Here is a 14,013-nt window from a genome sequence, read left to right as displayed (position 1 = left end):
CGTTGCCAGATAACTTCGTGCCCGCCGACCGCGCTGGCACGCGTTCGAGGAGGAGTCGGCTCATGAGATTGCCTAGGATAGCCATTGCCTTGCCAATGGTGGCATTGATCGGCGCAGGGTGCGGCGGAACCAACGACGGCAGCGAGGGCGGAACTGGCTCGCAGAGCAGCACCGGCAGCTCCGGCGCCGGCGCCGGCGCCGGCGCCGGCACCAGCACCAGCACCAGCACCGGCACCGGGAACGACGACTTCGGCAACGGAGACGACCTGGGCTCGAGCGGGAACTCGGGCTCGAGCAACGCCAGCAGCGGGGGCTCGACGGGCGCGGGGGAGGCGTGCGCCACCCAGTCGTCCCAGGCCGGGTTTCAACAGGTGTACCTCGTGTTCGCTTTCGACGTATCGGCCAGCATGACGGCGAGCGACGTGGAGTGGCGCAGGAAGGATCTCAAGTGGGATCCCGTCGTGGCCGCGACGAAGCAGTTCTTCGTGGATCCTGCGTCCACCGGGTTCCAGGCGTCGCTCGCGTTCTTCCCTAGCTCGGCTCAGACGACTCAGGCGTGCCAGGCCGCCGACTACTCGACCCCGGATGTCCCGATGACGCCGCTGCCCTCCCCGGCGTTCGGCGAGGCGATCGACGTCATCGAGCCGGAGATCAGCGAGAGGCTCTCGTGGCGCACCAGCACGCCGACGGCGTTCGCGGTCGAAGGCACCGTCGCTTTCATCGAGGCGCAGCGCCAGCAGAACCCCGGGAAATATGCGATCGTGCTCGTGACCGACGGCTATCCGGAGGGGTGCCGGCAAGGCAACACGCTCGCGGACGTCGTGAGTAACGTCGAGGCCGCGCTCTCCAGCAACATCTCGACCTTCGTGATCGGGGTCGACAGTCCGCAGGGGCAAGGCGCGCCGCCCAGCCTCACCAACCTGCACGAGATCGCGGCTGCGGGCGGCACGGGAGAGGCGTCGATGCTGAACACCGGCGACCCCGCGCAGACGACGGCCGCGTTCAAGGCCGCGATCGAGAAGATCCGCGGCGCCGCGGTCTCATGCACGATCCCGATCCCGCCGCCGCCCGACGGGAGGAGCTTCGACAAGCAAAAGGTCAATGTGACCTACACGAGCGCCACGACCAACATGCCGACGACCCTCTCGTATGATCAGGCCTGCTCGGTCGCAGGCACGTGGCGCTACGACGACCCTGCGAACCCGACGGCGATCGTCCTCTGCGACGATACGTGCGCCGTGGTCCAAGCCGACGTCGAGGTCTCCCTGGGCGTCGACTTCACCTGCGAGGACGTGATCCAAGTGCCCCAGTGATCGACGACGCTCGCTGACCGACACGGGTCTTCGCGAGGAGGCGCCGGCCAGCTGCTCGCCTCCCGATACGCACCCTGCGAGTGGGTTCACGATCCAAGATCGGGTCGTGAACCCGGCTCAGGCCAGAGAGACTGACGCAGACCTGGAGAGAGCGCGCCGGCCTCCGTACGAGATGCGGGCCCGCCCGAGCTCCTTCGGTCGAGGGAGCTCGTAGAGCTCAGCGCGCCGGCTCCGCGTCAACCACCACGGTCCAGGAAGTCCATCAGCCACTGCATCGCCGGCCGCATGGTGCCGTTCTCCTGCTGGAGGCCGGTGCCGGTCCTCCAGGTCTTGCCGACGATGTAACCCCACAGGGTGATCCCCGGGATCTTGGGGTGATTCCAGAACATGGTGAACTGCTCCTCCATGATCTGCTTCTGCCTGTTGTCGTTGGCTTCGCCGATGTCGTACTCGGTGATGTACACGGGCTTGCCCAGCTCGGCGAGCGAGTCGATGTACCCCTTGACCGTGTTGGTGTTGATCTTGAAGGCGTCGTGGGCCTGCGCGCCGAGGGCGTCGACCGGGGCGCCCGCGTCGATCACCTTCTTCGCGATGTCCTTGAAGTGCCTGTGCTCGTTCTCGTACTCGATGTTGTTGTAGTCGTTGAGGATCAGAATTGCGTTCGGGCAGAACTCGCGAGCCCACTTGAAGGAGTTGACGATCCAGTCCCAGCCGCTGGCGCCGTTGCCGCCGAGGCCGGCCGTGTATGAAGGCGTGGTGTGGGGCGGCGGCTCGTTGACGACGTCGATGTACTTCGTGTCCGGATAGCGCTTGCAGAACTCCTCCATCCAGCTCCGCACGGCCTTCTTCTGCTCGTCCGGCGAGAGGCTCCCGAGCCAGGAGGGTTGCTGGCTGCCCCACACGAAGACGTGGTGCTTGAAGATGATCTTGTTGTCCTGCGCGTACTTGTAAGTCCTGTCGAGCGAGCTCCAGTTCTTGTTCCCGCGGGAGCTCTCGACGGAGCCCCACTTGCCCTCGTTCTCGGGCGTGATCTGGTTCCAGTACTTCGCGAAGCCGTCGCGCACGGCGCCGCTCGTCGTGATGTTGCCGACGAACTTCCCCTCGGGCTCGGTTCCGCCGGTTCCGGTCGACGCGCTGGTCGAAGCGTCCCCGCCGCCGACCCCCGTGGTCGCGCCGCCGGAGGTGGTGCTGGTCGTCGCGGGATCGCCCGAGCTGCTGCTGGTGGCAGGGCCAACGCCGGTCGTCGTGCCGGCGCTGGAGCTGCTGTTCGTGCCGTTGCCGGAGCTCGTGCTGGCGCTCCCCGCCCCGCCCGAGCCACCCACGCCGTCGTCAACCCCGTCGCCCCCATCGCCACATCCAAGGAGGGTCGCCATGCCGAGCGCGATCCAGGCCGTGCTGCACAGCAATCGAGAAGAACGCTTCTTGTTCATGTTGGACTTCCGCAAATCGGACGGTTGTCGTTGGTGAAGCTGGGAGCGAGAACGCCGAGGGGCAGCGGCACGAACGGCGGCGCCCACGCTCAGCGATACGCACGCCGTGCAACTCGCGACGGATGATTCCCGCCACACCTGGAAGTGATCACGACACGCGCGCGAAGCGTCCTACATCGCAAGTTCCTGGCTGACAGGAAACATGCATCGACAGCGCATGTCGCAATCATGAAGCAACTTTGCAACTCAAGCGGCAGCCCAGCTCGGTGCCCCTGGCTTGCCCGCCAAAGGCCCGGTCGGTGAACACATCACGGCGTCGGTACGGTAGAGCGCGCACGGTCTCACCGGCGCCGGGGGACGGCCGTGCTCTTGCGCACGACGAGCTCGGTCTCGACCACGACCCGCGACCACGAGCGCTGGCCGCTCTCGATCTGCCCGAGCAGGACGTGGAGGCACCGGCGCCCGAGCTCGGAGAAGTCCTGGCGCACCGTGGTGAGCGGCGGCGTGAAGTAGGCCGCCTCCGGGATGTCGTCGAAGCCGACGACGCTGATGTCGCGCGGCGTCTCGCGCCCGCTCTCGTGGAGGAAGCGGAGGAGGCCGAGCGCCATCTGGTCGTTGGCCACGAACACGGCGGTGACGCCCGGCGTGCGCGTCAGCTGCGGGGCGAGCTCGTAGCCGGAGCGCGCGCTCCAGTCCCCCCGCAGGAGCGGCGGGATCTCTGCGCCGGCCGCCAGCAGCGCCGAGCGCCAGCCGTCGATGCGCTGGTCGGCCTCGAGCCAGTCGGTCGGGCCGGCGATGTGCCACACGGTCTTGTGGCCCAGATCGAGCATGTGGCGAGTCGCGGACACGGCGCCCCCGAGCTGGTCGACCGCGACCACCGGCACCGAATCGTCCGGACCGCCCTCGACCGCGACCACCGGCACATCGGAGGTGACGTGGCGGAGCGCGTCCACCGCCGACCGCTGCGGGGCGATCACGACGATGCCGTCGGCCCCCTGGTCGCGCAGCCGCTGCACGGCCTCCAGCACCGGCGCGCGGCTGAACGACTTCAAGCTGGCGATGCTCACGCCGTAACCCGCGTCGTGCGCCGCCTCCTCGAGCCCCAGGAGCGTCGACGCCGGACCGTAGAGCGTCGTGTCGAAGCTGACCACACCGAGCGTCCGCGACCGCCCGGTGACGAGCGCCTGCGCCACCGAGCTGGGCCGGTAGTCGAGCTGGCGGATCGCATCCAGCACCCGCTCCCTCGTGTCGCGGCGCACGTGGGGGCTGTCGTGCAGGACCCTCGAGACCGTCTGATACGAGACGCCAGCAAGCTTGGCCACGTCGACCATGACCGCGGCCCGCCGCCCGCCGCCCCTCTTGACGCGGCGCATCGGAAGAGATTTGTCAGCCATCGGCGCGGGAGGATAGTCGCGGGCCGGTCGATTGGAACGGAGTTCTTCAATGTGAGCGTTCACAAACTGGTCGGAATTCTTCATTTCACTCGGCTTTCGCGTCACTTGGCGGGTGCGCACCGAGGATCCTCGCCATCGGGATCGAGCGCGGCACCGACGCTGGTCGTTCGTCGTCGTAGATGCCATTCCCGGTGGGGCCGCGATCGATCCCGCAACTTTCACGCCGACTGTCATATCTGACCTATGCGAACGGCATGCCGACGTCTGCCGGCGGGCATGGCCAGCTCGACCAGGTCGGCAGCCCGGCCTCTCCTCCCCTGAGGGCGGCGCTCCGGAGGAGCGCTGCTGGCCCTCTGACTCAACCGGTTCAGAAATCGTTGGGCGCCGGTCGATTCCTGTTGACATGGCCCATGTGAACGCTCACAATTCGGGGGACATCCTTAAGCATTGCGTCGGCTGGGTCATCGTCGTACGCACCTGGGTGTTCGTCATCGATGGCAGCGCGATGAGAGACAGCGGGCCTGACCTGCTGTGCGGTGCGCTCGCCTCCCGCGCCACAGCCAGCTGGGGTCGGCCGCGCGGCAGCGGCGGTTCGTGAAGGTGTTACGCGGCGCAGCGCCGGCTCGTCTACCGCAGCCCCAGACGTCAGGAAGGCACCTTTTCACAGAGCAGGGCGGACTCACAGGAGGGATCGTGTGAAGCTATCTTCTTTATTGGCCGCCACCTTGGGGCGTGCGCCCCGCAAAGCGCCGAGGTGGCTCGATGGCCGAGGTCGCGCAGCAGAAGCCATGAAATCTTCCACTGACGATAGCGGTCCGAACACCGCATGTGATCGATGGAAGGTGGAAACGTTCACTCGCAGCGGGGTGTCCTCCCGGCTGCTGGGAGCGGCCCTGTGCTCTTCGCTCCTCGTTGCAGGATGCGTGGGCGATATCGGCATCAGCTCGAGCTCCTCGGGCGCCGGCTCCTCGGGCGCCGGCGCGAACCCGACGGGCGGCGGCACGAGCTCCTCCTCGGGCGGCGGAGGCGCCGCGTGCAACCCGCGGCTCGAACGGCGGGTCGTGCTGCTCGCCGACCTGCAGTTCATGAACGCCATCCGGGATCTCCTGGGGGACGAGGCCATCGAGGCGGAGCAGGCGCCGGACGCGCGAACGAAGCCGTTTGCCAAGAAGGGCCTCGTCGTGGGGACCTCCCTTGTGCATACGCGGCTCGCGAGGGCTGCCTACGCGGCCGAGAGCATCTCGGGGCGCTTCGAGCAGGTGACGGGGTGCGCCCCCGACGGAGACGACGCCTGCGCCAAGACGTTCTTGACGAAGTTCGCGCAGCGGGCGTTTCGCCGGCCCATGGACCAGGCGGAGCTCGACAACCTGTGGTCGGTCTATGCGCTCGGGAAAGAGACGAGCTACGAGCGGGGCGTCTCGCTCGCGGTCGAGGCGCTCATCGCGTCCCCCTCGTTCTCCTACCGCACCGAGCTCGGCGGCGCGGCGGACGGCGACGTGGTGAAGCTCGCCGCGCACGAGGTCGCGAGCGAGCTCTCGTTCTTCTTGACGGACAGCCTGCCCGACGCGGAGCTCGCCGCCGCCGCCGACTCCGGCGCCCTGAACGATCCGGAGGAGCTGACGCGCCAGGCCGAGCGACTGCTGGAGAAGCCCGAGACGCGCAGCACCCTGAACACCACGCTGATCGCGGCGTGGGGGCTCAGCAACCTGTTCGGCACGGTGAAGGATCCAGGGCTCTTCCCGGAGTACACCCCCGCGCTCCAGGCGAGCATGTTCCACGAGACCGAGCTGCTCCTGGAGGACCTGCTGTGGAGCCGCGGAGCCGACGTGTCGGCCCTGCTCACCACGAGGGAGACGTTCGTGAACCGCGTGCTCGCGGAGGTCTACGGCGTGGAGCACACGGGCGCGAGCCCGGAGGAGTTCACGAAGGTGGAGCTGCCGGCCGAGGAGCGCGCCGGGATCCTCACGCAGCCCGGCCTGCTCGCGGCGCTGTCCCGGACCGACAACACGAGCGTCGTGGCGCGAGGGCTCTTCGTGCGCGGCGCGCTGCTCTGCCTCGGGAAGATCCCGTCGCCCCCGGAGTCGCTCTCGGACGCGATCAAGGAGCTGCTCGAGGCCGACATGACCGAGCGCGAGCGCGCCGACGCGCGCGCTGCGAACGCCACCTGCGCGGCGTGCCACGCCCAGTTCGACGCGTTCGGCCTGCTGCTCGAGAACTACGATCCGGTCGGCAGGTACCGCGACACCCTCGACGGGGAGCCGATCGACGCGCGCGTCAACCTGGGCAACATCTCCGACGTCGGGGGGAGCTACACGAGCGCCGTCGAGTTCGCCGAGGCCGTCGCGCAGAACGATGGGTTCGCCGCCTGCATCACGCGGCACCTGCTGACCTACGGCACGGACGATGAGACGCTCGGGCCCCGCGACTGTCAGGTCGAGCGCGTGATCGAGGCGCTGCCAGAGGGCCAGCGGACGCTGACCAACGTCGTGAAAGCCATCGTGACGTCGCCCGCGCTGACCGAGCGCGCCAAGGAGGAATGACCGTGGGCTACAACCTTTCTTACGGATGGTCTCGCCGCCGCTTCCTGCAAGGCATCGGCGCCGCCGCGGGTCTCATGACGGTGCTCAAGGGCCTCGAGTCGGCCGCCGAGGGCGCGGCGCCCCCGAGGCGCCTGCTGATCGTGCAGCGCCCCGTGGGCACCGTGTACGAGAACTACTGGCCGCAAGGGAACGGGACCAACTTCACGCTCTCCCGCATCCTGACGCCGTTCGAGGCGATGAAGGCCCGGATGGTCGTGATGCGCGACCTGAAGCTGCCGCACGAGGGGTCCGTCGGCGGCGGCCACGAGCGCGGGACGGTGCTGATGTGCACGGGGGCGCGGACCAAGCAGCTGTACCCGGGCAACGGCGGCGACGATCCGATGGCCGAGGCGCCGAGCATCGACCAGCTGCTCGTGAAGCAGTCGGCCGAGTTCCAGGGCACGCCCATCGCGTCGCTCCAGGTGTCCTGCGACAACCGCGCCGACACGCCCGAGGTGTCGACCCGCCACATGTCCTATTCGGGCGCGCGGGCGCCGATGAAGCCCTACTACCAGCCGCAAGAGGTGTACCGGCGGGTGTTCGGCACGCTGATGCCGGGCGGCCCGACGAGCGATAACCTGGATGCCCTGGCGCGGGCGCGCCTGCAAAAGAAGAGCGTGCTGGACTTCGCGATGAAGGACCTGAAGCGCCTTCAGAGCCTCGCGCCGAGCTCCCAGCGAGAGGCGCTGGAGGGGCACGCCGCCGCCATCCGCGAGGTGGAGGCGGAGTTCGACGCGGACCCGAGGGATCCCGCGACCTGCGGTATGCCCCAGGAGCCCGAGGTCATCCAGGTGAGCGGGCACATCGATCCCTACGGCAGCTCGCACGTCGTCTCGGAGCGCGACGACGTGAAGCACGCGCGCATCGGCACGCTGCATTTCGCCGTGATCAAGGCCGCGTTCCGCTGCGACCTGACGCGCATGGTCACGTTCCAGTGGTCCCCTGGCACGAACCACGTGAGCTTCGGCGAGCTGTGGCCGCCCAACTCCTCCATCTTCAAGGTGCACCACACCACGAGCCACGATCCCGATACGCCCGACACCCTCGAGTTCCTCACGCGGGTGGAAGAGTTCTACGCCGGCTACGTCGCCGGCTTCCTGAAGGAGCTCGCGGAGACGAAGGACGTGGCCGGCGGGACGCTGCTCGACACCACGCTGGTCCCGTACATCACGGAGGTCGGCACGCGGCACCACAACTGGGACAAGATGGCGTGGGTGCTGTTCGGCGGCGAGGGCACCACGCTGCGCGGCGGGCAGGTGTGGACCAACGGCAACCGCGGCGGCCGCTCCACCAACGACCTGTGGATGGCGATCGCGCGCTCCTTCGGGGTCCCGGATCTCGTGATGGGGGACAACGACCAGCACACCACGGCGATCGAGGGGCTGTTCGGCTGAACGTGGGCCGGACGTAGGCGTCAACCAAGCTTCACGCCGCATCCTCCCACATCCGAACGTTTACGTTGGTGAACGATGGTGGGTGAAGGGGGCGGGTTTCGTGCCCTGAACGTGGCCGAACGAGCTTGGTTAACGCCTGGGACACCGATCACGTTGATCGAGCGAAAAATGCGCCGCCAAGGCGCCAAGGACGCCAAGAACAAACCACAATCTTGGCGTCCTTGACGCGCTTGGTGGTTCAAATTCCTGTTCTTTTCCGGGGTTTCAACCCGTTTGTCGCTCTGGGGAGCCTCGGGGATGGGATACGGTGGAGCTTGGCGTGGACGCCGCCTGCGAAAGGTGGTGAGGTGGACATGATGAAGTCGAGCTTCCACCTGCACCTCTTGAGCCTCATGACGCTCTGCGCCTGCGGCGAGGCGCCGGACAGCCCCGCGGCGACGACCGACGGCGGCGGCACGTCGGAGAGCAGCACCTCCGCGTCCGGCGGCGCTGCCAGCAGCGGAGCAACAGGCAGCGGAGCTCCGGGCTCCGGCGGTGCAGGCGGCGCGGGCGGCGCGGGCGGCGCGGCCGGGAGCGGCTCGACCGGCACGGGCGCCGGGGGGAGCTTCGTGCCCGGCGGCACAGGAGGAGGCGACTCCGCTTACGTGCTCGATTGCGGCGCGAACGGCGTGGCCATCGAGAGCGCGGGCCCGCCAGAGAACCGCATCAACTACGTCATCGTGGGCGACGGCTACGACGCCACGACCGTGAACACCACGTACCTCGAGCACATCGAGGAGGCGATGGCCAAGCGCTTCAGCAGCCCGATCGGCGAGCCGTACGGCAGGTACCGCAAGTTCGTCAACATCTGCGCCGTCAAGCTGGTCAGCCGCTCGAACGGCATCCCTGGAGCGCTCGGCTGCACGGGCGACGACGAGAGCCGCCTCGCGGAGTGCGACACCCGCGCGGCGGATCAGGCGCTCAAGGCGAACCTCCCCGAGGACTTCGAGGTCGACTGGCACGCCATCGTGTTGAACAACGATCGCTGGTGGAACACGGGCTCGGCCTGGATGCTCTGGTCCGGCGGGCATGGGGAAGCCGCCGGAGCGGCCCTGCACGAAGGCGGCCACGGCTTCCATCAGCTCGCCGACGAGTATTGCGCCAAGGCGACGGGCTCTGCCTGCGGCGCGAACACGTGCAGCGGCAGCGGCACGGAGTACGTCGAGGTGAACACCACGGGCAACTGCACGACGACGGCGGGCAAATGGGACAGGTGGCTGGAGTACGACGCCGCCGACGCCACGGGCGTCCAGGGCACGTTCATCGGCAGCCGCTACGTGGACAGCGGACAGTACCGCCCGTCCTCGAACTCGATGATGAACAGCCTGTTCGGAGACAACAAGAACACGAGCTTCAACCCGGTCTCGCGCGAGAAGATGATCATGGACATCTGGATGCGCATCAAGCCGATCGACTCGGCCGATCCGCCCGCAGGGGCCGTCACGGATCCGGCGACGCTCGCGGTCAAGGTGATCGATCCCGACGTCATCAGCGTGGATTGGACGCTCGACGGCGAGGTGATCGCGACGGACGGCGGCCCCGTCTACAACGTCGCCGCGGCGGGCCTCGCTTCGGGCACCCACACCATCGTCGCCGAGGCCTACGACAACGCCGGCGAAGAGCTGGTGCGCTACCGCAGCGGCGAGTGCCTCGACCCTCCTCCCTCGACCAATCCCCGCTACTACGATCCCTGCTGGGGTCGCGACAACTGGCCCCGCTCGCGAGAGACGGTGACGTGGACCGTGACGATTCCATGAGGTCGGCGCGCAGGCGCTGGTCCGTCGCCGCGCTGCTGCTCCTCGGCGCGGCGCTTTACCTCGTGCATCACTCTCGAGAGCCCGACGCGCGACCGCTGCCTTCCTCTCGGCAGGAGGCGTCGCGAGAGGAGGCGCCGCGCGAGGCAGCGTCGCGTCGTGAGTCGAACGAACGACCGGCATCGGCCGGCAGCACCGTGCTCGCCGCGGCGATCGACGACCTGCCCGTCATCGGGCCGAGCCCCGACGACCGCCACCACGGCCCCGCCCACCCCCACCCCATCACGCAGCGCCACGTCGAGATCCAGCATGAGAACGGCCTGATCGGGCTGCTCAACGACGCGATGAGCGCGCGGAACGGCGCGCGTATGCGGGAGCTCGTGCACGAATATCGTCGCACGCACCCCGGCGACCCGAACCATCTCCAGGACGGCTACGAGATCATCGCAAACTGCCTCGACGCGCCGGGCGAGGCGTCGAGAGCGGCGGCGGAGGGCTACTACGCCGAGCATCGCGCCTCGACCGTGAGGCGCTTCATGCGCAGGATCTGCCTCGAAGGCGGCTGAGCCGCATCCACACAGGCGTTCGCCAAGCTCGTTCGCTCACGCTCAGGGCACGAAGCCCGCTCCACCACCATCGGTCACCAACGTGAACGTTCACGTGGGCGTGGTCGTGGTCGTGAGCGTTCACGTGGTCGTGGTCGCGGTCGTCGCGTGAGCCTGCGGACCATCGCCCCCTCCCGGCCTGACCGCACGAGAGTAGAGTTGCAGCCTGGTTCATCCTCCGGGACGGAGAAGCGTCGCGATCCGGTAGATTGTGATTGACAGTCACATTGTGAACGTTCACATTGAACGCGGGGCACATCCTTAACTGGCTTAGCCCGGCCAACGGGTCGTCATGCGCAAGGGAACATTCGTCATAGGGATCGATTTCGGCACCGACTCCGTTCGGGCGGTCGTCGCGGACGCGCGGAACGGCGAGCTCGCGGGGGCCTCGGTCGCGTCCTACCAGCGCTGGGCGCAGGGCCTCTATTGCGACCCGCGCGCGCACCGGTTCCGACAGCATCCGCTCGACTACCTGCATGCCATGGAGGCGTCCATCCGCGCGGCGCTGGACCAGGCGGGCAGCGACGTCGCCGCGCACGTGCGCGGGATCGCGGTCGATACGACCGGATCCACGCCGGTCCTGGCCGACGCGAAGGGCAGGCCTCTCTCGCTCAGCCCACGCTTCGAGGAGGACCCGGACGCGATGTTCATCCTCTGGAAGGACCACACCGCGGTGGCCGAGGCGGCGCGGATCAACAGCGTCGCCCGGACCTGGGGCGGCGTGGACTACACGAAGTACGAGGGCGGGGTGTACTCGTCCGAGTGGTTCTGGGCCAAGGTGCTCCACGTCCTCGAGACCAATCCGGCGGTCGCGCGCGCGGCGGTCACCGTCCTGGAGCACTGCGACTGGATCCCCGCCGTCCTGACCGGCACCGACGACCTCCGGCAGATCAAGCGGAGCCGCTGCGCCGCCGGGCACAAAGCGATGTGGCACCCGGAGTTCGACGGTTATCCCTCGAACGAGTTCCTGGCGAGGCTCCATCCGCGCCTGCCCGCGCTCAAGGCCACCCTCGGCTCGCAGACCTGGACCGCCGACGTGCCCTTCGGGACGATCTCGCCCGGGTGGGCCGCGACGCTCGGCGTCCCCGACGACGCCGTCGTCGCCGTCGGCGCCTTCGACGCGCACATGGGCGCGGTCGGCGGCGACATCCAGCCGAACCGCCTGCTCAAGGTCATGGGCACGAGCACGTGCGATATGCTCGTCGTCCCGAAGAGCGGCGCGCCGGAGGTCCTCGTCGCCGGGATCTGCGGCCAGGTCGACGGCTCGATCCTCCCGGGCGCGATCGGCTACGAAGCGGGGCAGTCCGCCTTCGGTGACGTCTTTGCCTGGTTCAAGCAGCTCCTCAGCTGGCCGCTCCTCGCCATCCTCCCTGCCCTGCCCGGCGACGGCAACTCGCTCCGGACGACGGTCGCCGACGTGACGCTCGCCGAAGCGGCGATCGAGCGGATCATCCCCGAGCTGGAGCGGGCGGCCGCGGAGATCCCGCCGGCGCGGAGCTCCGTGCTGGCGCTCGACTGGCTGAACGGGCGCAGGACCCCGGACGCGGACCAGCGGCTCAGGGGCGCCATCGTCGGCCTCGATCTGGGAACGGACGCGCCGCGGATCTACCGCGCGCTCGTGGAGGGGATCGCCTTCGGATCGCGCGCCATCGTCGAGCGCTTCCGCTCCGAGGGGCTCCGCATCGACGGCATCATCGGTGTCGGCGGCGTCGCGCGCAAGAGCCCCCTCACCATGCAGGTCCTCTCGGACGTGCTCGACATGACGGTCGAGGTCCGCGCCGGCGAGCAGCCGGTCGCGCTGGGCGCGGCGATGTTCGCCGCGACCGCCGCCGGCCTTCACGCCACCGTCGAGGACGCGCAGCGCGCGATGTCGCCTGGGACCGAGGCCCGGTATCTGCCGGATCCCACGCGCGCCAGGCTCTATGACGCGCTGTACCGGGATTACGTCGCGCTGGGATCGTTTGTTGAGAGGGAGTTGACGCAATGAGCGGGATCGCCATGCAGGATCTTCGAGAAGGCTTCGAGGTGTGGTTCTTGACCGGCAGTCAGGACCTCTACGGTGAGGAGGCGCTGAAGCAGGTCGCCGAACACGCGCGGGAGATCGCCGCGTACCTCGACGCATCGGGCAAGCTCCCCGTCAGGGTCGTCTGGAAGCCGACGCTCAAGAGCTCCGAGGCGATCCTCGCCGTCTGTCGCGAGGCCAACGCGTCGCCGCGGTGCGCCGGCGTGATCACGTGGATGCACACGTTCTCGCCCGCGAAGATGTGGATCGCGGGGCTCAAGCGCCTGGAGAAGCCGATCGCGCACCTGCACACGCAGTACGGCCGCGAGCTGCCCTGGGACAGCATCGACATGGACTTCATGAACCTGAACCAGTCGGCCCATGGGGACCGCGAGTTCGGGTACATCGGCGCTCGCCTGCGCATCGACCGGAGGGTCGTCGTCGGCCACTGGACGGACAGCGACGTCCTCGCCAAGCTCGACGTCTGGGCGCGCGCCGCCTGCGCCATCCTCGACGGGCGGCGGCTCAAGATCGCGCGCTTCGGCGGCATGAACATGCGAGAGGTGGCCGTCACCGGCGGCGACCGCGTCGAGGCGCAGGTCAAGTTCGGCTGGTCGGTGAACGGCTATGGCGTGGGCGATCTCGTGGGCCGCATCGCCGACGTCGACGAGCGCGAGGTCGATCGCCTGGTGGGGGAGTACGACGAGGCGTACACCATCGCTCCCGCCCTGAGGAGGGGCGGAGATCGACACGGCGATCTGCGGTACGCGGCGAGGCAGGAGGCGGCGATGCGCTCCTTCCTGAAGGAGGGCGGCTTCGGCGGCTTCACCACGACCTTCGAGGATCTGCACGGGCTCAAGCAGCTCCCCGGCCTCGCGGTGCAGCGGCTCATGGACGACGGCTACGGCTTCGGGGCGGAGGGCGACTGGAAGTCCTGCGGCCTCGTCCGCGCCCTGAAGGTCATGGCGACGGGCCTGCGCGGGGGCGTCTCCTTCATGGAGGACTACACGTATCACCTGGTCCCGGGGCGAGAGCGCGTCCTCGGCGCCCACATGCTGGAGATCTGTCCCTCGATCGCCGCCGGGAGGCCGTCGCTGGAGATCCACCCGCTCTCGATCGGCGGCAAGGGGGACCCGTGCCGGCTCGTCTTCGACGCCGGGGTCGGGCCCGCTGTGAACGTTGCCATGATCGACATGGGCGGCCGCATGCGGATCGTCGCCAACGAGCTCGAGTCGGTGGCGCCCGACAAGGCGATGCCGAAGCTGCCTGTGGCGCGCGCGGTGTGGATCCCGAAGCCCGATTTCAGGCTCGCCTGCGAGGCGTGGATCCTGGCTGGTGGCGCCCATCACTGTGCCCACAGCCGCGCCGTGACCATGGCGCACGTGGAGGACTTCGCCTCCATCGCCGGCGTGGAGCTGGTCCGCATCGGCGAAGGGACCGACGTCCGCTCGCTCAAGAACGAGCTCCGCTGGAACGATCTCGCCTACCGGCTGGCGCACTGAG

General features: G+C 68.6%; 10 protein-coding genes. 8 read left to right on the top strand and 2 right to left on the bottom strand.

Translation table 11 applies throughout. The features are described 5' to 3' along the window. The first annotated feature begins 95 nt into the window (after positions 1-95). Entirely contained in the window at positions 96-1,313 is a 1,218-nt protein-coding gene (locus WMF27_RS16730; protein ID WP_437767881.1) for a vWA domain-containing protein, read from the top strand. Between the two features lie 236 nt (positions 1,314-1,549). On the opposite strand, the gene WMF27_RS16725 is transcribed toward WMF27_RS16730, so the two are convergent. Continuing rightward, positions 1,550-2,743, bottom strand: coding sequence for an endo-1,4-beta-xylanase (locus tag WMF27_RS16725; RefSeq protein ID WP_437767882.1), 1,194 nt, complete (start codon positions 2,741-2,743; stop codon positions 1,550-1,552). Positions 2,744-3,084: 341 nt separating this feature from the next. After that, positions 3,085-4,137 carry a LacI family DNA-binding transcriptional regulator gene (locus WMF27_RS16720; protein ID WP_437767883.1) on the bottom strand — a complete coding sequence of 351 codons (1,053 nt, stop codon included), beginning with the start codon at positions 4,135-4,137 and terminating at the stop codon, positions 3,085-3,087. Between the two features lie 403 nt (positions 4,138-4,540). Here WMF27_RS16720 and WMF27_RS16715 point away from each other — a divergent pair, with 403 nt between their 5' ends. The 7 genes from WMF27_RS16715 to araA all read left to right on the top strand — a co-directional run bounded on the left by WMF27_RS16715 (position 4,541) and on the right by araA (position 14,012). Beyond that, positions 4,541-4,735: a hypothetical protein gene (locus tag WMF27_RS16715; RefSeq protein ID WP_437767884.1), complete on the top strand. Its 195-nt coding sequence runs from the start codon at positions 4,541-4,543 to the stop codon at positions 4,733-4,735. Positions 4,736-5,060: 325 nt separating this feature from the next. Next, a complete protein-coding gene (locus tag WMF27_RS16710; protein ID WP_437767885.1) occupies positions 5,061-6,677 on the top strand; it encodes a DUF1592 domain-containing protein in 1,617 nt (538 codons plus the stop codon). After that, positions 6,674-8,110 (top strand): DUF1552 domain-containing protein, encoded by a 1,437-nt coding sequence (locus WMF27_RS16705; RefSeq protein WP_437767886.1) that lies wholly within the window; start codon positions 6,674-6,676, stop codon positions 8,108-8,110. The genes WMF27_RS16710 and WMF27_RS16705 overlap by 4 nt, the downstream gene beginning before the upstream one ends. A gap of 353 nt (positions 8,111-8,463) precedes the next feature. Continuing rightward, positions 8,464-9,906: a M64 family metallopeptidase gene (locus tag WMF27_RS16700; protein ID WP_437767887.1), complete on the top strand. Its 1,443-nt coding sequence runs from the start codon at positions 8,464-8,466 to the stop codon at positions 9,904-9,906. Beyond that, a complete protein-coding gene (locus WMF27_RS16695; RefSeq protein WP_437767888.1) occupies positions 9,903-10,469 on the top strand; it encodes a hypothetical protein in 567 nt (188 codons plus the stop codon). Before WMF27_RS16700 ends, WMF27_RS16695 begins: the two co-directional genes overlap by 4 nt. A 331-nt stretch (positions 10,470-10,800) precedes the next feature. After that, positions 10,801-12,495 (top strand): ribulokinase, encoded by a 1,695-nt coding sequence (locus WMF27_RS16690; protein WP_437767889.1) that lies wholly within the window; start codon positions 10,801-10,803, stop codon positions 12,493-12,495. Positions 12,496-12,506: 11 nt separating this feature from the next. Continuing rightward, complete coding sequence (araA, locus tag WMF27_RS16685; protein WP_437769842.1) at positions 12,507-14,012, top strand: L-arabinose isomerase; 1,506 nt, start codon at positions 12,507-12,509, stop codon at positions 14,010-14,012. Position 14,013 lies beyond the last annotated feature (1 nt).

It is taken from the genome of Sorangium sp. So ce281 (assembly GCF_051527395.1).
Lineage (GTDB): Bacteria > Myxococcota_A > Polyangia > Polyangiales > Polyangiaceae > Sorangium > Sorangium cellulosum_B.
The sequence above is the reverse complement of the archived record's forward strand: the minus strand, read 5'-3'. Positions and strand labels throughout refer to the sequence as shown.